This is a genomic window from Candidatus Krumholzibacteriota bacterium, from assembly GCA_016932415.1.
In the GTDB taxonomy this organism is placed as follows: Bacteria; Krumholzibacteriota; Krumholzibacteriia; order Krumholzibacteriales; family Krumholzibacteriaceae; genus Krumholzibacterium.
The window spans coordinates 1-18232 of the sequence record JAFGCX010000010.1 but is presented as its reverse complement, the minus strand read 5'-3'; the positions used below and the strand labels follow the sequence as shown (position 1 = coordinate 18232).

General features: G+C 52.4%; 17 protein-coding genes. 5 read left to right on the top strand and 12 right to left on the bottom strand.

Translation table 11 applies throughout. The features are described from left to right. The 3 genes from JW814_02935 to JW814_02925 all read right to left on the bottom strand — a co-directional run bounded on the left by JW814_02935 (position 1) and on the right by JW814_02925 (position 2802). Positions 1 to 690, bottom strand: a complete 690-nt coding sequence (locus JW814_02935) for a response regulator transcription factor (protein ID MBN2070388.1) — start codon at positions 688 to 690, stop codon at positions 1 to 3. A gap of 184 nt (positions 691 to 874) precedes the next feature. Then, positions 875 to 1303 carry a prepilin-type N-terminal cleavage/methylation domain-containing protein gene (locus tag JW814_02930; protein MBN2070387.1) on the bottom strand — a complete coding sequence of 143 codons (429 nt, stop codon included), beginning with the start codon at positions 1301 to 1303 and terminating at the stop codon, positions 875 to 877. 191 nt (positions 1304 to 1494) lie between these two features. Next, positions 1495 to 2802 carry a hypothetical protein gene (locus JW814_02925; protein ID MBN2070386.1) on the bottom strand — a complete coding sequence of 436 codons (1308 nt, stop codon included), beginning with the start codon at positions 2800 to 2802 and terminating at the stop codon, positions 1495 to 1497. A 232-nt stretch (positions 2803 to 3034) separates the two neighbouring features. On the opposite strand from JW814_02925, the gene JW814_02920 reads away from it, so the two are divergent. Then, a complete protein-coding gene (locus JW814_02920; protein ID MBN2070385.1) occupies positions 3035 to 3928 on the top strand; it encodes an EamA family transporter in 894 nt (297 codons plus the stop codon). A gap of 83 nt (positions 3929 to 4011) precedes the next feature. Here the strand turns inward: JW814_02920 and JW814_02915 are convergent, their stop codons facing one another. Genes JW814_02915 through JW814_02895 form a run of 5 tightly spaced genes read right to left on the bottom strand, consistent with a single transcriptional unit; the run spans position 4012 to position 8310 of the window. Continuing rightward, positions 4012 to 5301 carry an alanine racemase gene (locus JW814_02915; protein MBN2070384.1) on the bottom strand — a complete coding sequence of 430 codons (1290 nt, stop codon included), beginning with the start codon at positions 5299 to 5301 and terminating at the stop codon, positions 4012 to 4014. Between the two features lie 34 nt (positions 5302 to 5335). Further along, positions 5336 to 6643, bottom strand: a complete 1308-nt coding sequence (locus JW814_02910; protein MBN2070383.1) for an ATP-grasp domain-containing protein — start codon at positions 6641 to 6643, stop codon at positions 5336 to 5338. Further along, positions 6636 to 7631, bottom strand: coding sequence for a GNAT family N-acetyltransferase (locus JW814_02905; GenBank protein MBN2070382.1), 996 nt, complete (start codon positions 7629 to 7631; stop codon positions 6636 to 6638). The genes JW814_02910 and JW814_02905 overlap by 8 nt, the downstream gene beginning before the upstream one ends. Then, positions 7612 to 8016 (bottom strand): S-adenosylmethionine decarboxylase, encoded by a 405-nt coding sequence (locus tag JW814_02900; GenBank protein ID MBN2070381.1) that lies wholly within the window; start codon positions 8014 to 8016, stop codon positions 7612 to 7614. The genes JW814_02905 and JW814_02900 overlap by 20 nt, the downstream gene beginning before the upstream one ends. Before the next feature lie 39 nt (positions 8017 to 8055). Beyond that, on the bottom strand, positions 8056 to 8310 hold the full coding sequence (locus tag JW814_02895) for a hypothetical protein (GenBank protein ID MBN2070380.1): 255 nt from the start codon (positions 8308 to 8310) through the stop codon (positions 8056 to 8058). A gap of 478 nt (positions 8311 to 8788) precedes the next feature. Between JW814_02895 and JW814_02890 the strand changes: the two genes are divergently transcribed. Together JW814_02890 and JW814_02885 are read left to right on the top strand one after the other, a co-directional pair. Further along, positions 8789 to 10228, top strand: coding sequence for a sigma-54-dependent Fis family transcriptional regulator (locus tag JW814_02890; protein MBN2070379.1), 1440 nt, complete (start codon positions 8789 to 8791; stop codon positions 10226 to 10228). A 215-nt stretch (positions 10229 to 10443) separates the two neighbouring features. After that, complete coding sequence (locus JW814_02885; protein ID MBN2070378.1) at positions 10444 to 11820, top strand: B12-binding domain-containing radical SAM protein; 1377 nt, start codon at positions 10444 to 10446, stop codon at positions 11818 to 11820. A gap of 48 nt (positions 11821 to 11868) precedes the next feature. Here the strand turns inward: JW814_02885 and bcp are convergent, their stop codons facing one another. Further along, positions 11869 to 12339 carry a thioredoxin-dependent thiol peroxidase gene (bcp, locus tag JW814_02880; GenBank protein MBN2070377.1) on the bottom strand — a complete coding sequence of 157 codons (471 nt, stop codon included), beginning with the start codon at positions 12337 to 12339 and terminating at the stop codon, positions 11869 to 11871. 42 nt (positions 12340 to 12381) lie between these two features. Beyond that, a complete protein-coding gene (locus JW814_02875) occupies positions 12382 to 12978 on the bottom strand; it encodes a hypothetical protein (GenBank protein MBN2070376.1) in 597 nt (198 codons plus the stop codon). A gap of 251 nt (positions 12979 to 13229) precedes the next feature. Here JW814_02875 and JW814_02870 point away from each other — a divergent pair, with 251 nt between their 5' ends. Beyond that, a complete protein-coding gene (locus JW814_02870; GenBank protein MBN2070375.1) occupies positions 13230 to 14864 on the top strand; it encodes a hypothetical protein in 1635 nt (544 codons plus the stop codon). Between the two features lie 87 nt (positions 14865 to 14951). On the opposite strand, the gene JW814_02865 is transcribed toward JW814_02870, so the two are convergent. Both JW814_02865 and JW814_02860 read right to left on the bottom strand, forming a co-directional pair. Beyond that, positions 14952 to 16421 carry an RNB domain-containing ribonuclease gene (locus JW814_02865; protein MBN2070374.1) on the bottom strand — a complete coding sequence of 490 codons (1470 nt, stop codon included), beginning with the start codon at positions 16419 to 16421 and terminating at the stop codon, positions 14952 to 14954. 109 nt (positions 16422 to 16530) lie between these two features. After that, positions 16531 to 17142, bottom strand: a complete 612-nt coding sequence (locus tag JW814_02860; GenBank protein ID MBN2070373.1) for a CPBP family intramembrane metalloprotease — start codon at positions 17140 to 17142, stop codon at positions 16531 to 16533. A gap of 403 nt (positions 17143 to 17545) precedes the next feature. On the opposite strand from JW814_02860, the gene JW814_02855 reads away from it, so the two are divergent. Beyond that, positions 17546 to 18172 carry a hypothetical protein gene (locus JW814_02855; GenBank protein MBN2070372.1) on the top strand — a complete coding sequence of 209 codons (627 nt, stop codon included), beginning with the start codon at positions 17546 to 17548 and terminating at the stop codon, positions 18170 to 18172. Positions 18173 to 18232: the final 60 nt, after the last annotated feature.

The following is an 18232-nucleotide window of genomic DNA, read 5'->3' as shown; positions in this document are numbered from 1 at the left end:
CTATATCTCCCTGAACCTGTAACCGACTCCCCTGACAGTTTCGATTGTCCTGCCGAACGATCCGAGCTTTTTTCTCAAACTGACTATATGGACATCCACTGAACGGTCGGTAACGGGGTAGTCTTCACCTCGAGCCACATCGATCAACTGGTTCCGCGTAAAGACCCACCCGGGTCTGCGCGCAAGCTGGTGAAGAATAAGAAATTCTGTGGATGTCAGGGAGACCTGTTTACCTTTTATAAGGACCTCGTGTTTTCCCGGATGGATAACGATATCCTTCTTCGAAATCACTTCGTTCATCTTGGGTATCAGGTTTTTCTTTCGCCGCAATACAGCCTTGATCCTTGCGACAAGCACCTTCGGGCTGAAAGGTTTGACAATATAATCATCCGCTCCCAGTTCAAGGCCGCTCACTATATCGGATTCATCTCCCCTGGCTGTAAGCATGACTACCGGAATTGTGGATGTCGCATCGTCATGCTTCAGTATCCTGCATACTTCGAGTCCATCTATCCCGGGGAGCATCAGATCAAGCAGGACCAGATCGGGAGAGATTTCCCGCGCCACCCTGACAGTATCCTCTCCCGTATCTACACGAGTAACCTTGTATCCGTTAAGTTCGAGATTGTACGCGACAAGTTCGAGTATATCCTCCTCATCATCAACGACCAGTATATGCTCGTGGGGCATCACAGACCTTTCCGGATCGGATCGTGCGTAACAATAATGATTGAATATTATACTGCCAATATTAGAATAATGTTAAGACAAAGTAATATTATTATTAATATTCTGTTTTGAGAAGTGTAAAACTGAAGGATCCGACTTGAGATTCGCACAGATCAAAAAAATCAGTTCGCCGGAAGATCTGTTTTCATTGCCCGCCCTTAAGAGTAAGTACGGTAGCATCATTTCCGAATCCGGTGATCGTATATCCGTCGCGGATCCCGTTGTTGACGTTAGGCAGATATCCGATCTGCCCACTCCCGGCAGCTACGCCGTTTATCGGTTCTGAATCGTTGCTGGTGAAGGGATTGAACAATGTATGTCCTCCGGGAAGCATATCAATAAGTGTGTTTCCGCCCGGAGTAGTGTCCGCGTCGACATCACCGGGATATAACCCCTCTGACATCACGCTGAAATCCTCCGCTGCGAGCTGAACAGTGTGGCACCCCGATTTTACAGTTGCTTCCTTTGCCCTGGACTGCATACTGGCATAGTTGGGAATCGCGATCGCACTTATAATACCGATTATTACAACGACTATCATAAGTTCGATCAGTGTAAATCCACTTTTATTCATGACTCAACCTGTCCTGACGCATTATCCTTTAAATCCGGTCCCTCTTAAATTATCTCACCTCAGCGCGGGATCGCTTACTTCGCGCGCAATAACACCAAAATGCAATATCTATTCCAGATACTTTCCGGCTTATTGCCAGACGGTATGATCAGGAACGACACGTAACCCGGGGGAATTTTAAATAACGACGGTCAATCCCGGCTGTTGTTCCATCCCCAGGCATGAGGCCATTTTGAAGTATCATACCTCACTACTGTATGGCATGTATTGCAGGCTGTTGACCTCTCTGGACTGCTTCCCCCGTGTTTTTCAGAGAATTCTCCGATATCCTCGACTTCGCCTCTCGAATCCTCGTGGCAGACGCCGCAGCTCCCGATCGTCTTTACCAGCCCGGTATATCCCTGGTACTGGAGGGGTTGAAGATTATCAGCATCAAGCTCCGAAGGGTACATCGCGTGGGGTGAATTATGGCATGCCGCGCAGTTGACCGAGCCGTGGCCCGTCGCGTTGCGGAAAAGCGTCCCTTGAGGTTCCATCCCCGGCACTCCGGAATGGCACTGGCCGCAGGAAGGTTCTCCAGCCCATGGAATCCTGCCCGCTTCGATCGAAGAAGCCACATGGGCGAGGGTTCCGTGACATGTCTGGCAATTCCCGTCTGTCGCGGTGTGATTTCTGCTTCTCATGCATTTTGTGATCTCGCCCGGGTGGCATTGATAACAGGACGCTTCACGCGTTGAATGCGCTCCATGGATCGCTTCGGAAAGATATATGCCCGCAGCGCCGGCCCCCTGGGTGCCAAGAGCCGGACTCCCATGACACGACGCGCAGAGAAATGGTATCGAATCTGCCAGGCCGGTCTCGTGAAGACGGTCATGATCGGATATGATGTCAGACCAGGCCTGCTCTCCGTGGCATTGCGCGCAATTTATCTCGTCCGAGACGGGGACTGTGGCCCTTGTCGTCGCGACGACCGCGCCCTGGTCGTTTTTTACAGTTATAACAGCGACCTGATATGGATCCCAGGTCCCTGAATCATAGACAGGAGTCACCGGTACGCCCTCGGCGATAAAATGCCCCGCCGCTGACTCCATCTCACCGAAAAGTCCCTTGCCTGCCAGCCCGACATCGACCGGCGGAGCTGTGAAACCGGCGAAGGAACGGAAGATATCCGCGGCGTTGTCCCAGAACTGGCCGTAATCTCTTTTTCCGTAAGAATATGTATTGACGGCAAGATAATACTCGACCGTCAGGCCAGATGTAACGACCTGAGGGGGATCGCCCCTTTTAATCACCTGCGCCCAGATATTATTGTAAGGAGGAAGTATGACCGCTTTGTCATAGGTGTCGTTGAGGCAATGCATGCCGAGATCGTTCCAGGCGAAAACTACATATTCACCGGTCACGAAACCGTTTCCGTCGCCGCTTCCCGGCCCGACAGAATCATCGCCGCATCCGGTTGATATCAGAGCTGCAAGGATCAGTAATACCAAGCGATTCATCGTGCACCTCCATAAAACAGGCCAAGATTGCATTATCATTCTTTTTTCTGTTGGATTGAAAGCGTAGCATCATGCCTGTGGCAGGGTCAACAATATAAGAATAATTATCGATTAATCGTAATTTTTCCGACTTCCGAACTGGCTATTCTTTTTGAAAAACGGGCCACTTTGAGCCCGGTATTCAATAAATTGATATGCTGTCATAAGCTTTGGATGTATATTCCATTCCAGCATGGAAGAAAAAGAAAAACTAAGCAGGAGAGGGCTTGCTCACCTCTCGATCGTATATCTTGTCTGGGGTTCGACCTATCTCGCGATACGAGTCGCGGTAAGGGAAGGGTCCGGATTTCCCCCCTTCACCATGGCGTTGATGAGAGTGATCGCAGCTTCGGCGATCCTCCTTCTCTGGGCTCTTTCGCGCGGAGAAAGAGTACGTCCTTCCCGAAGCGAACTCGGGATCCTCGCCGGAAGCGGGATCCTCCTCTGGGTCGGCGGCAACGGGCTGGTAAGCTGGGCGGAGATGCGAGTCTCATCGGGCCTTGCCGCTCTGCTCGTAGCGGCGATGCCTATATGGGGAGCCTGCATAAACTGCGTTGTCGACAAAAATTTGCCGGGATGGAAGATCTCCGGGGCTATTTTAAGCGGCTTTATCGGTGTGGGAGTCCTCTCCTGGCCCGTCCTGAGCCGGGGGACGACCGCTGACGTACTCTCTGTGATCGCTCTGCTTCTTGCTCCTCTCGCCTGGGCTACCGGCTCGATATGGCTTCAGCGGCGTAAACTCGGCCTTGGCGACCGGGCCATGTCGGGATGGCAACAGTTGCTCGGTGGAGCGGGGCTTCTTGTCTTCGTCATCCTGCGAGGCGAACCTTTCCCCGCACCGACCGCGGAAGCGTGGGCCGCCTGGGGATACCTTGTACTGCTCAGTTCGGTGATATGCTTTACTTCTTACCTGACGACGCTTCGGCTTCTTCCATACCAGGTAGTGATGACCTACGCCTACGTCAACCCGGTCATCGCTGTATTCCTCGGCTGGCTCATCCTGAAAGAGGATGTCTCGTGGTGGACAATCACAGGGGCTGCGCTGGTAGTAGCAAGCGTCGTGGGGATCTTCAAGAACAGAAAATGACCCCGATCCGGGATCTCGCGCCGAACCCGCCGGTCACGCGGCGCGGCGTCCAGAAATATCTCGAAAATATTCCTTTGCCTGCTTTAGTCTTTTGATTGGTCTATGGACGCGACGACAGTCTTCGGCAGTTCCTTGATAAACTCCTGCCTGAGACTGTAGGTATATGCCCCCTGGGTGGGAATAAGAAGCATATCCCCTCGATTTATCGATCTCCCGTGATATGAATAGCCCCAGAGATCATGCGGAGTGCAGAGCGATCCTAGTATGTCGAACCGATGTTCCTCCACTCCCGGTTGTGATAAATTGATCACGGGAAAGAAATCATGCTCGAAACGTTCCCATCCGACAGCGTTGGTACCGGCATCGGTAATTGCGATATCGGGATCCTTCAAATCGACGACTGTCATCAGGATGTGCATGCTGGCATGGCATAACCACCGACCCGGTTCAACACAGATCGCGCAATCTTCCATCCCGGGCAGGTCCCTGTCAATAGCGGCGGAAATACTCTCGACGAAATCCTCTATCTCCCTGCTTTTCAGCAGATATCTCGATCCTGTATCGGGGCCATTCGGGGAAAGAAGGTTCCTCAACGCTCCCGATGGAGTCCCTCCGGCTCTCAGCCATTCCCCATGCTCGGGCCAGTAACCGCCTCCAATATCAATAAAACCAATCTTCCGAAGTATCGACTCGGGGAGTTCCCTTAACGCGCCACCAAGCCTGCCGAGGAAAGCAGTCTGGGCATCGGGAGTAAGGTTCCAGCTTGTATGGAACTGTATGCCCTCGAGCCGCACGAATCGGTGACTTTCCGATCTGACAAAAAAATCGCGCAGTTTTGCCAGGGGAATGCCGAATTTTCTCCACAGCCCGTCTTCTACAGTCGTCAGTCTCACACCGGCTTTTATCGTGCGTGACATCTTCCGCGATATCTCGCCGAGACGATCGAGTTCTCCGAAACTGTCGATAAGGACAGTCACCCTGTCACTGTTATCGAGCGCCGCTGACAACTCGCTATCTGTCTTGCCTGGACCGCTGAACATTATCTTTTTCGCGCCGGCTTTCAGGGCCAGACGAAGTTCCCTTCCGCTTGAAACATCGAGGCCCGCACCCTCGCCGGCGATTATCCCGGCGATCTCAGGCATATTGTTGCTCTTTACAGCGTAATAAACCTCGACAGGTCTGGAAAGGATCGAAAAAGCCTCACGGAACCTGGATAATCTTTTTTTAAGGACAGATGGATCCAGGATATAAAGCGGGGATCCGTACTCCCTCGCTATTTCACGAAAAGACCCGGCTTTCTCCACGTAGCCGCCGACAAAATCTCTCAGCATATCCTCATCCATGGGAGGAGGAGTATCTCGAAGGACGCGCATAAGATCGGGGTGCAGCCCGATCAGATCTTTTTCATCATAGCGGCTGGTGGGACAGTTTTCGTTTTTTTGCATCGTTGATTTCCTGTTCGATCTCGAGTTCAACAGCTTCCCGCACCTGTTTCACCTGGGATCCGACGTCGATCCCGGATAGAGGCCTGAAGATCATATGTCCGATCAGCCAGCTGCCATAATCCTCTGGAGGCAGTTTTATGCTGTCTCCAGGTTTTTTCAGCCAGCTGACTTCGATTATCTCCTGCGGCAGAGTATCGCTCCTGACACTGACCGATCTGAAACGGCCCTCCGAGCGTGAATGCACCCGAAGACCGACAAGATGATCCCACCGTTCCTTTTCCGGCACCTTCACCTCTCCCCCCGCGGCAAAATCGATCTGCGCCGAGATCATATCAAGCCCACTGCTCGACTTTATCATCTGGGGCAGGCAATCCCCCGCCGGGCGAGGGGTTATTTCCAGGAAATACGGCCTGCCGTCGCGAATAAAGAAGTCAGCCATCCCCATGCACCGCCCGAGCCGGAGAGATTCTATTGCCGGCCTGAGCAATTCACTGAAGCGGGAAAGAGTCAGTGGAAAATCGGGGGCGGGTAGTTCGTACGCCAGCACCGTCCCTGCCGGTTCCCCCGGAAGGAGATGCTTTCTCGCCACGCGTACGATATCAAGCTTTCCTTTCGAATGAATAAAATCGACACTGTACTCGGGGCCTTCGATCCACTCTTCGCACAGGACCGCTCCATCGCCAAGAAGACCGTCCCTGTCAAAAGCCGGATCGGGCCTCTTTCGCTCAAGCCCCTGGGATATCACGTCGAAAGCATCCCGCGTTCCCCGCTCATCGAGACACTTGAAAGTAAGTTCGCTTCCGCTGAGGATCGCCGGCTTAAGGACTATCGGCCCGCCGATCGAGAAAAAAAACGATACAGCTTCTTCTGCGCTCTTTACCATGGCGGCTTTCGGACAGTCGACTCCACGTGACTCCCATGCTTTCTTGGAAAGAAATTTGTCGCGGCATCTGATTATAGCATCCTTATCCGAGAAATTATTATACCCCCCGGCCAGTTCCGAGGCGAGAAGAAGCGATTCACAGTCAAAACAGGCCACGCCACCGATCGTCAGGCCGGATTTTTCAAGTGAGGCATCGACCTTTCTCAGAACAGCTTCCCTCTCATGAAGGGGGTGGATAAGATGAAAATCGCCTGGCGTCGCCAGGGGCTGATCACTCGGGTATTCGGAAGGATCGGTCAGAAATACCGATCTGCCGGGAAGATTCTCTTGGATATAACTGATATAGTCGCGGGTAGCTCCGACTACCAGAACGCGCGATTCAGACACATCGATCCTTCCCTTCCGCCGCCACCGTCAACCGGTACCCGGCAGATCGCGTGCTTAGTACGTACAGTGGCCTCGGCGTAAGATGAAACCTCTCCTTCCATCCGAAATCACCGCAGAGAAAGTCAGTCTGGCTGAACCTTTCCTGGCAGCTGACCCGGATATGGTAGAGATTGATAGCCTTGGCGATTCCGGGAAACTCCGGCGAAGTGGCTCCCGCCATTACGGTATAACGGGAATTAAAGACAGCTCCCAGGTCGACCGCCGCCCTTACTCCGCCTATAGTAGCCGTTGTCACCCTGAGCATCCCCGAAGACGATAACCATCCGATCATCTTTTCAAAAGCTTCGACGAACCTGTAATCGGAAAAATAAGAGAGATTCCCGAATTCAGCGATATTTACGCGGAACATCCACTCGATATCGCCCGCTATCTTTTCACTCGGCCCGATGACGATATCGCCCAGAGACCCTATCTCGCGCGAGAGACGTTTCCTCGATTTACCGGAAAAGGTCTTCCAGTATTCATCGAAATCCCAGTTGTAATCGGAAGGATGAAAGAGATACCCCGTTTCATCGATCTCGGCATCGGCGATGCCGGAAGCGATCGCTTGCTCGACATACCGGACAACAGTATTTTCCGGCGCCGCATCCCAGAGGGCTGCCGCCACATCTGCCGAGGAAGAAGGCATGGTATTCTGTTCCAGCCAGGTCTGGCCATTCCAGGTCTCACCGGGAAACGCGCCGAAATAATCCTCTTCCTCGATCCTGCTCAGCGCGAGAAAACCGCAGACCTTCCCGCCCCTTTCGGCCACGACCATATGAAGTGGTCGGCCAAAGCTTTCATGAAAGGAATTCCTGATCTGCCAGCATCCGAAGAGATCTGTAGGGAGAGACAGGCCTATCCACAATCTGGCAGCCTCTTCCAGATCTGTGTTTATCCTGATTTTTAAATTGCCCGTCTTGTCACCGCTAGCTTCTGAGTACAACATTTAATTCGCTTCTGAGGCCACCGAAGTATTTCTGCGCGAATTCTCTCACTACCTCAGGATCGTACGGTTTGCAGCTGAACACGTCCAGATAGACAGCGTTCGACTGGTTGGCGAAATGAGCCGATATCAGAGATGTCTCGATCAGCTGCACCATCGAATAACCCGCCACGCGTTCGTCCTCACCAAAATGCACTACCTGAGTCTCTCCGAAACGTTTCATCTCGATCAGGTCGCACAGTTCGACTACGAACCTGCGGATCAGATCGGCATCCCTTATTGAATCTGCGTCACAATCATAGATATCTATCGCCGAAGCGATCCCCCAGGCATTCCGCCTGATCGCCTCCTCACGTATTACACTTGTCCGCTCGACCGTTATTGACATTTTATCCCTTTCTAAAGTCACCCGTCATCACGCGGGCAACTAATCATCCCAGTCTATATTCCTTTTTTCCCGGCGTTCTTTACGCCTTTTTTTCTTCCTCGCGTGTTCCTTTTCACGCTCGATTCTTTCATCAGTCCCTTTTCTGCCACCTTTGCGGTGGATCCGCGCGTCCAATTCGTCCAGATCAAGCTCTTCATCGGGCAGAAAATCCTCACTCTCAAAGTCGTAATCGTTGTATATATCGTCGTCGCCGTCGTAGATGTCATCATCCCGTCTCTTGAATTCACCTGACATAACAGTCGCTCCTGTACGCCTTTCCCAAAAAAACAGACCGTTCTAAAGCCCCACTTATGGACCTTTAGCCTGATTAATTAATTGATTGACAGTCAACGCAATTAGCGGGCCAATCGGGCGATTTATACATATCACTGTAACGTTATATATTACTATCTGTTACCAAAGGTTTCAAATCAAGCCCCAAGAAATTATCGGTATAATAATACTTTTTATTTTCATTATAAGTATTATTTTACTGCTATTGATCGGAGCTGACTTGATCCGGAGCAATCGCAAATCTGGAAAGTGATTTATTTATAGTATGATTCGGTTTAGCATCCCTATTGATAAAAGGTTATATTCAACAAAACTGGAGCTTGACAAAAGAAGCCATATCGGTATAGTATTACCGATATAATTTTGATTCATATTATGCTGAAAACTCCAGGCTGAAATTTATCGAATTATTTTTATCGGCCCGAAAGGAAGATTCAAAGTGCTGATACGTCTTGTCCTGATAATAAAGGATAAAACACTCGAAAAAGGGATACGCGAATATTTCAACGAGGCGAACGTCCGCCTCGAGAGCATCGGGCACCTGAAGAATCCTTTTCAGAAAGCGCTGCGCACGAACGGAGATATTTTCATAGTATCCTCATCGCTGCTTCCCGAACCTCTCGAGTCGTCGATCTCTCTCCTGAACGACCTTCCCGAAACGCCGACGACTGTCGTGCTCCATGACAGCAACTCACCGGAGGACCACGCGAACCTTATCGCGATGGGGGCTGATGTCGTACTCTATCAGGGATTGCAGAAGAATATACTTATCGAGGCAGTGGAGACGACGATCTATTCGAGGAGAAACCTTGTCGAGCGGCCTATCACGGGAGAAGGTGGCCTTCAGAAACCTCGAATAGAGACTTTGATCGCCCACTCGCCCCAGATGCAGATCCTTATGGAGATGGTAGGAAAGATCATAGGGACAAGCTCTCCGATCCTGCTGCTCGGGGAGACCGGAGTCGGCAAGGAGCACCTTGCCAGGATGATCCATGCCGAGGGCCAGAGGGCCGCGGCTCCCTTTATCGCCGTCAACTGCGCGGCGCTGCCGGAACAGCTCCTCGAGAGCGAACTGTTCGGACATGAGGCAGGCGCCTTTACAGGAGCGGTGAGACAGAGACGCGGCGCCTTCGAACTTGCCCACAGCGGAACGCTCCTGCTCGATGAGATAGGAGAACTCCCCATTCACATGCAGGCGAAACTTCTAAGGGTGCTTCAGGATTATGAAGTGAAACCTGTTGGAGGGGAAAAATCGATATGGGTCGACGTCAGGGTCATCGCCACGACAAACAGGCAGATAGAAAAAGAGATTGAAAAAGACCGGTTCAGAAAAGACCTTTATTTCAGGCTCAGCGTGCTTTCGCTGACTGTCCCTCCGCTCAGGGAGAGAAAAGAGGATATCCCCTTTTTCGTCGAACAGTTCATCGACCGCTTCAGTATGAAGATGAACAAGCTGGTAGAAGGGATCTCCGAAGAAGCGATGGACGCCCTGATCGAATATTCCTGGCCGGGAAACGTAAGAGAACTTATAAACGTCATGGAGAGAGCCATTATACTCTGCCAGGGCGATATGATAACTCTTGGCGACCTGCCCCAGGGAATCTACGCGATCAATCACGACTATCTGTCGATGGACAGGATCGTCGACAACCTCGATCCCGACTGGCGGAACCAGCAGCTGAAAGACGTCAAGACGAGAGTGATAGAGAAAGTCGAGAGCTCATACCTGAAGATGGTGCTATCGGAAACTGGAGGGCGCGTTGGCGAAGCGGCAAGAAGAGCCGGCATCCATCCGCGAGGTCTTTACGACAAGATGAGACATTACGGGCTGCGCAAGGAGGATTTCCGCGGCGACGCAGATAAGCCGGACATTGCATGAAGACTAAGGCCCGCCGCGGTTTGGGCTGACCGTTTTTCAAGTCCAATCAAGCTCAATCGATCACGGCTCCCGCGCTGCGACAAGATCCCTGATATCCTGAACAGACCGGGCTGCAGCATAAAAAATTATTGGAAATAATTATTATTAACGGTATATTCTGTTTTTTAAATAGCATGATAATCAGAACGCCTCTTTCTGCATGGAGCCTCTAAGCAATGCGCCTTCTCATGATCAATCCTTCGAATCCTTACGTAAGCATGGTAAAGATCAAAGAGAGCCGTTGGAACCGCTATCGCGTCTGGAAACCTCTCAGCCTGATGGTCCTCGCGGGAATGACGCCGCCTGAATGGGAAATAACCGTAATCGATGAAAACTTCGGGATACCCGACTATCAATCGATGCCTCGCCCCGACCTTGTCGCTGTCACAGCCTTTACTTCCCAGGCCAATCGCGCCTATGCCGTCGCGTCTTACTTCGAAAAAGCCGGTGTTCCAGTAGTGATCGGCGGGATCCACGTGACGATGTGTCTGGAAGAAGCGATGGAGCAGGTCAATTCTGTCGTAACGGGAGAAGCTGAAAGCATCTGGGGTGAGGTCCTCGAAGACGCGAAAGAAGGCAGGCTGAAGCGCCGCTATGACGGCGGCCTTGCCGCTCCAAAAGATATACCTGTTGCCGACCATGGCATATTCGATTCAGGATACGCGTTCGGATCGATCCAGACGACACGCGGCTGCCCGCTCAACTGCAGTTTCTGCAGCGTCTCGGCATTCAACGGCGTTCATTATCGCCTGAGGCCCGTTGACGATGTGGTTCGCGAATTCGGAAAGATCAAGGAAAAACGAGTACTCGTAGTCGATGATAATATCATCGGCACACGCCCGGAGCATATCGCCCGGGCGAAGGAACTTTTCCGCGCGATGATAGATGCCGGCCTGAAGAAGGAATGGATCGCCCAGACTACGATCAACTTCGCTGATGACGAAGAACTCCTCGATCTCGCCGCGAGGGCGGGGTGCAGCGGAGTCTTTATCGGATTCGAATCGGTCAAGCCGGAAGGCCTGATCGAGGTCGGCAAGAAATTCAATCTTCTCAATAACCGCGACTTTCACGAATCGGTAAAACGGATACACAGACATAACATCCTCGTCGTCGGCTCTTTTATCATCGGCCTTAACGTCGACGAACCAGGTATCGGCAGATATGTAGCAGACTCGGCAAGCCGGTACGGCGTGGACAGTATCAGTGCCCTGTTTCTTACCCCCCTTCCGGGAACGCGCTTATGGGATGAGATGGAGTCCGAGGGTCGAATCGTGCTCGACAACTTCCCGGAGGACTGGAAATACTACACATTGACATTCCCCGTGGCCAGGTATAAAAATTTTTCGCTCGACAGCATCCTCCGGGAAATGGAAGTCTGCACGCGGACCTTCTACAGCCTGCCCCGCATCTTTCTAAGGGTCTGGGACAATGTCTGGCACCGCCGGAAACCATGGATCAGCATAATGGGTAATCTGTCGTACAGGGGAAATATCCTGCTCAGCCGGAAGTTATACGGGGAGTATGTAGATGACGTCTCCCGCAGATTCTCATAAATGATCTCTCTCCACCTTCACCGTCGGCAGCGGGCAGGAGTCCCGGGATCACCGGGCAAGTCTTTTTAGATCCTCCAGCACCTCTCCCGCATGCTCTGCGGGTTTCACCTTTCGGTATACTTTCGCTATCTTCCCGGCAGGATCTATCAGAAAGGACATCCGCACTATTCCCATATATTCTCTGCCGGCCATCTTTTTCTTCTGCCAGACTCCGTACTTCTTGAGCATATCGAGTCTTTCATCTGAAAGAAGCGTAAATGGAAGCTCGTATTTTTGAGCGAACTTAAGATGGCTCGCCACCGAATCCTTGCTGACACCGAGCACTTTGATCCTGAGTTTCTCAAATCGGGGAAAGTCGTCCCTTATCGCGCACGCTTCCTTCGTGCACCCGGAAGTGTCGTCTTTAGGATAAAAATAAAGGAGGATCCACTGGCCGCTGTAGTCTGCAAGCTTGCGGGTATCCCCGTTCTGGTCCGGCAGGCTGAATGCCGGAGCCTTCTGCCCTTCTTTCAAGTCCATTTCATCTCCTCTGCCTGATCCCCGTCATCGACAGGGAAAATTCTATTCCTTTACGAAAAGATGGCGGTTCTCTTCAGGAAAGGCTTCCGGTTCATCCTTGTATTCCTTAAGAAAGACAAACAGTTCTGCCGGAGAAGCTGTCAGAAGGAGTTCCTCTCCATCATCGGCCCTGGAGACGCCGGAGAGCGATGACTTCCCGCTCTCAATCAACTTGCCTACCCATTCCCCGTTCAGTGGAGTCAGGGAAAGCTTCTTTCCCTCAAGTTCGACCCTGCAGACCGAATGTACAGGCATGACGTGCACGAGCCACCACTCGTTGATCCCCTTGCCTTCGGACGGTTCGCCCGCCGACAGATCGACAAAAACAACGCCATCGACTGAGAAATATGTCGCCGCCAATCTCGATTGGACGCCTTCCTCGAATGTTTCTATCGCTTCTTCTGTGAATATCCATGGTTCAGTGTATTTCCCCGATACATCCTCATCCCCCGCGGCGACCAGTTTCCACTGTCCCCTGACGGAAGGAAGATCTATCACCGAGTCGTCGGTGTAAAAATGATTGAGAGACTGAATGAAGCATCCCGAAAAGACGATGCTTATGAAAACCGCGCAGGCAAACAGAATAGATTTTCTAAACATGACGTTTCCTTTCCGCTTTTAAGCAGGAGATTTGCCGCAACCATGTGAAAAGTATAATCTATCTGCCCCGGTAATATAATAACTTTCTATCCGGGCCTGTTTTCAGAATGAGGTCAGTTTATAAATATATACTGGGTAGACAGAAATAACTCCTCGCTGATTGACAATATTATTCAATATTGATAGCATTTACATGATTAATTCCTTTAACTGCTAAATATTGAACGTCCCCTGACTGTGGAGGGATAAAAGTGAGACAGATTATCAGAATCCTGCTCTTTGCCGCTCTTGCCATCAGTTTCGCCTTTTGCAGTACGACGCGCCACAATACGATACCGAATGACGCCCCCCCACCGACCTACATCTACCCCCCGGATAACAGCACGGGGCAGAGCCGGAACCCTACTTTCATCTGGAACCACTACAGGTATGCCGATCAGGGTGTGAACCACTATCTTATCTATCTGCGCTCAGGGCCTGGTGACGATGCCATGATCCTGGATGAAGTCGCCGTCTATGACTCGTTCTACGTCTGCCCCCTGACACTCGAGGAAGACACCGAGTACGAATGGATGATCTATGCCATCGACCAGCATGACGATGCATCGATAGGCCTGTGGTGGCAGTTCACGACCGGATCCGGATTCAACAATCCACCCGTGGCTCCGTTCGACCCCGATCCGGAGGACGGCTCCACAGGCGTGTTCCTGATCGCGACGCTGGACTGGGACTGCTATGACTTCGATGACGATCCCCTTACATATGACCTCTGGTTCAAGGACCTGTACGGTGACAGCACCCTTGTCGCGGACGGGATCGCGGGGCCGCCGTTCGACCCCGATGACCTCGAGCCGGACCGGAGATATTACTGGAAAGTAGTCGCTCATGACGATCAGGGAGGTTCCACTCCCGGGCCCTGGTGGGTCTTCAAGACGATGACAGCGCTCAACAGGCCTCCCGTAGAGCCATGGGTTCTTTTCCCCGACGACGACGCGACCACCGTGCCGCTCGACGTGGCTCTCGACTGGGGCTGCAGCGATCCGGAAGACGACCCGATCACCTATGACGTGGCGATGGGTCTTGCCGGCGGGACTCTCACCGTCATCGGCTCGGACCTGGCCGAGAGTTCCCTTGAGGTAACCGGCCTCGACCCCTTGACCGAATACGAGTGGCAGGTATCGGCGACAGACGATCACTACCAGACGACGCCCGGCCCGATATGGTCTTTCACGACGGGAGACGGCTCACCCCAGGTCTTTGCCGCAATGAGGCTCTGGCGTAATATAACATATAGCAGCGGCGTCATAAGGAATGATTATATCCAGGCCCGTTTCGACAGCGTCTACGCCCCCGACGGGCCGATATACCCGCTGCGGCCGGGCGCTGTCTCGTGCAATTCCTTCGACCTGGTATGGCAGTCTTTCTCCGATCAGTACGCCTATTCGGACTACATTGCCGGATACTTCCTCAATCCGGGCGGTCTTTATACATTCACGGTGACCGCGGGCGACGGGGTCCCGGACCTTACCACATTCCCGATCGCCCTTCAGACCTGCCAGCCGTATATCACCAGCCCCGAGCCGTTCGCCACGGTCTCGATGGACGGCTTCGACCTGGAGTGGCACACCTTCTGCAGCGGAACGATAGATATCACGATCATGGATCTCAACGCCGATTCGACGGGCGTCTATATCAGGACCGAGGATGACGGGGAATATACCTTCACTTCTGACGACCTCGCCCCCATTTCGCCTATGGCCTACCAGCTGATGATCGTACTGATCCGCGAGGAGAAGCAGTACATAACAGCCCCGGGGTACGACGCGCGAAGCTGGGTATGGTCGCGCACGCTCAGCACGCAATATGTGAGCTTGAGCGCTGAATAAATTACGGCGGCAACCCATCTGCCGATAGTAATGCCCGTGTGACATGCCTGTACTTTTGAAATTTTCAGGAAGGACATCTTTTCTCCTTCATCTGCCAACCCTCGCGAAATCGATGAAACCTCTCTCTACGTCCACACCGGTGAGCTCTACACGTACACGCGAGCCGACATCCAGTCCGCTTGAACCGCTGATGAGCTTTCCCTCGACCGGTATCTTGAGAAGCCTTACCCATGTTCCCTTCTCCGAAGCCCCCGTCACGAGCGCTTCGAATTTCTCGTGGATCCTGGGCTTGAGGAGAAGCGCCGCCGCCGATTTGTTGACGAGCCTCTCTACCTTTTCGGCCTCATTCTCTTTTTCGCTGCAGTGTTTCGCCAGAGCATCAATTTCGTCCACGCTATAGGGAGTCGTATCGCCGGAGAGCGCCGCCTTTAAAAGTCGCTGGGTGATCAGGTCGGGATAGCGGCGGTTAGGCGCTGTTGAATGCGCGTAGGCTTTGACGGCAAGGCCAAAATGCCCCGGAGACTTGCCACCTGGAAGTTCGGCGACGTATTCTCCCGGCCCCATCAGTTTGATGATGGCAAGGGAAAGGTCGGGGAATCGAAGAGGGTCGGCAGCCTTCTCCTTCAGGAGAAACCTGTCCAGCGCTTTCGCGTCCGGGTCGCGAGGCAGATCGTATTTATGATCTGCCGCGAGCATCACTATCCGGTCCCATCGTTTAGGTTCACGGACCACGCGGCGGATCGAGGGAAATCCTCTGGAAGCGAGATATCTGGCGGTAATCCCGTTGGCCGCGATCATGAAATCTTCTATGATACTAGTCGCTGCGTTCTTATGCTCCACTCCGAAATCACTAAGCTTTTCGCCCGCGAAAACAGGTCTCGAATTTATTGTCTCGAAACTTAGCGCCCCCTGAGAGTGCCGCAGTTCCCTCATGCGCCGCGCGGCCCGGTCCTGCGAGCGCAGATTCTCATCTAGCCCGTCGACCGCGGCAACAGCTTCGGGCGCATCTTCCTTCCCCTCGAGCCAGGCGGCAATACTGTTGTATGCCAGCTTCGCCTTATTACGCACAAGAGATGGATAGATATCCGAGTCTTTAACCGCTCCGTCATTGCCGATCAATATCTCGACGACTATAGCCAGACGGTCGGAATCGTAGTTGAGCGAAGTGATATCGGTAGAGAGCTTCTCGGGAAGCATCGGAAATATCACGGCCGGCGTATAGACCGAGGTCGTATTGCTTCGGGCGTGGCTGTCGATCGCCGATCCTTTCCTGACAACAGAATCCACGTCGGCGATCGCTACGAAGATCCTGATATCGTCTCCCGCCATGACCTCGGCAACGGTCAGCTGGTCGAGGTCCAGAGAATCATCATTATCTATCGATGACCATAACAGACCGGTGAGATCGCGAACAGCCGTCCTAGCAGCAGTTGCGGGAACCTTGATCCCGTCGAGCTGGGCAAGCGCTTCAGGCGAAAAGTCGGGCAGTAGGCCGCGGTCTATCATCGCCCGCCGGGCGATATCCTGTAATATCTTACGGTGCTCGTTTGAATTCATGTCTGTATCATTCATGTAATATTGCCTTTCCTGTTGAATTTCTCAGAGAATACTCTGTGGGTGTAAGCTTGTCAATGAAACGGCCGTCCCGATGTGATCGCGCCGACCATTAAGTGAGTAATACGATGGTCAGGGCGGCAAAACAGTGGATGATATATACCGGCCATAACGAGCCGGTGCGCCAGGCGAGGTATCCGAAATAAATCCCCGAAAGAACACAGCCAGCTGCTTCCAGTCCCGGCTTGTGGAGATGGAGCAGCGCGAAAGGCATCATCTGTACAAGAACCGCTCCCCCGCCGAATCTCTCCTTTAAGCCGAAGAGGATGAAACCCCGGAACATGAATTCAACGGCGAGCAGATCGATCATGACAAGCGCGATCCGGCTGATCGCCGGCCCCCTCGTCCCTCCGTAAAATCCCCGGAATGCCGGGATCCTTGACGCCGTAACAGCCAGGAGGACTGCCAGAGCGCAGGCGATTGCGACATGTGGCAGCCATATCCTCCACAGGCCGATTCGAAGGCCGAAATCAAGGGGATTTTTGCGGAGGATCAGGATGATCACGAGCAGAGGCAGGATCACGTAGTATGATAAAGTGCCGGGTATCTCCGGCGAGGTTGGAAGGAAACGGCTCGAGATCAGAAACAGGGTCGTAAAGGACAAGACGGTGACACTCAGGCGCTCTTCGATCAGAAAGGCCTTCATCCTCTTTGTCTCATTCATGAATAATCCGCGCATCAACTCCTGACGGTCAGCGCGAGATCGCTCTCCACCCAATGAAAAATACGACCAGGCGCCCATAATTGACTTAACCAAGCTCCGGCTGATCGATAAGACATTTTTTAGCCGGAGGGTTCCTGTCTGATAATCCTAGCAAAAATGGGAGATAAAATAATAGCGCTAAATATATCACTTTTGCCTCAAGCTGTTTTCATGATGACCATTTCTGCGGCACGACCCCCAAGAGATCGAACGACCCGGAAATCCTGACAAGTTGCGGCTGAGTCTGGTCCAGAATTGGAGGCAGGAGTCTATATGCTTGTGGGACTATTGAAAAATGAGTACAATACGCCGTAGTTTCAAAGGTCACGTGGATACAGACTGTCAGATATCGCGGTGATAGGTCATGTTTTTTAGTATTAAAAAAGAAATCCTGATCCTGCTGGCGGTCACCGCTCTCGCCATTTTTTTTTACGGCGAGATCGACTACAAGTCAGCGCCATTCTCCGGCATGGACCTCAAGTACTATCGGGAAATGGCGGCAGCCTCTCCATCGCTGGCAGAATCGATCCCAAGCCCCTGGGGCAACCGGATTCTCGGGCCATGGCTTGCCGGGCTCGCGGAAAACGATATTACCGGATTCAAGTCCCTTACTATCTTTCTATCTATTCTGCTTGTGCTGACCTTCTACAATCTGCTCGTCTTTCTTGGGATCGGACGGAAGACGGCAGTCGTTTCCTCGATCCTTTTCATATTCAGCAAACATTTCTTTGGAATGACTGCGTGGAATTTTTTCCAGGTCAAGGACCTTATCTCACTTGTCTGCCTGACAGCCGGGATCCTGCTGATGTACAGGAAAAGATGGATCTCGCTGGGGGCCGTCCTCCTGGCCGGATCCTTTTCAGGCGAACTTACCCTGGTCATGATCCCTGTCCTTTTCATATGGCTCCTTGAAAGGGGCGGCTTCAGTAAAAACTGGAAAGCTCCGGCCATGGCGTGCCTTCCCGGAGATACTGTCAAATGTTGTGTATGAGATTTTTCTCTGCATCCACGGTCACCTCTTTTAAGCTGCTTTAGCTTCTAATCCATCCTT

Excerpts from the sequence above, each read along its gene's own strand:
- JW814_02935 (MBN2070388.1), bottom strand. The coding sequence starts at position 690 with ATGCCCCACGAGCATATACTGGTCGTTGATGATGAGGAGGATATACTC.
- JW814_02930 (MBN2070387.1), bottom strand. The coding sequence starts at position 1,303 with ATGAATAAAAGTGGATTTACACTGATCGAACTTATGATAGTCGTTGTA.
- JW814_02925 (MBN2070386.1), bottom strand. The coding sequence starts at position 2,802 with ATGAATCGCTTGGTATTACTGATCCTTGCAGCTCTGATATCAACCGGA.
- JW814_02920 (MBN2070385.1), top strand. The coding sequence starts at position 3,035 with ATGGAAGAAAAAGAAAAACTAAGCAGGAGAGGGCTTGCTCACCTCTCG.
- JW814_02915 (MBN2070384.1), bottom strand. The coding sequence starts at position 5,301 with ATGCGCGTCCTTCGAGATACTCCTCCTCCCATGGATGAGGATATGCTG.
- JW814_02905 (MBN2070382.1), bottom strand. The coding sequence starts at position 7,631 with ATGTTGTACTCAGAAGCTAGCGGTGACAAGACGGGCAATTTAAAAATC.
- JW814_02900 (MBN2070381.1), bottom strand. The coding sequence starts at position 8,016 with ATGTCAATAACGGTCGAGCGGACAAGTGTAATACGTGAGGAGGCGATC.
- JW814_02895 (MBN2070380.1), bottom strand. The coding sequence starts at position 8,310 with ATGTCAGGTGAATTCAAGAGACGGGATGATGACATCTACGACGGCGAC.
- JW814_02885 (MBN2070378.1), top strand. The coding sequence starts at position 10,444 with ATGCGCCTTCTCATGATCAATCCTTCGAATCCTTACGTAAGCATGGTA.
- bcp (MBN2070377.1), bottom strand. The coding sequence starts at position 12,339 with ATGGACTTGAAAGAAGGGCAGAAGGCTCCGGCATTCAGCCTGCCGGAC.
- JW814_02875 (MBN2070376.1), bottom strand. The coding sequence starts at position 12,978 with ATGTTTAGAAAATCTATTCTGTTTGCCTGCGCGGTTTTCATAAGCATC.
- JW814_02865 (MBN2070374.1), bottom strand. The coding sequence starts at position 16,421 with ATGAATTCAAACGAGCACCGTAAGATATTACAGGATATCGCCCGGCGG.
- JW814_02860 (MBN2070373.1), bottom strand. The coding sequence starts at position 17,142 with ATGAATGAGACAAAGAGGATGAAGGCCTTTCTGATCGAAGAGCGCCTG.
- JW814_02855 (MBN2070372.1), top strand. The coding sequence starts at position 17,546 with ATGTTTTTTAGTATTAAAAAAGAAATCCTGATCCTGCTGGCGGTCACC.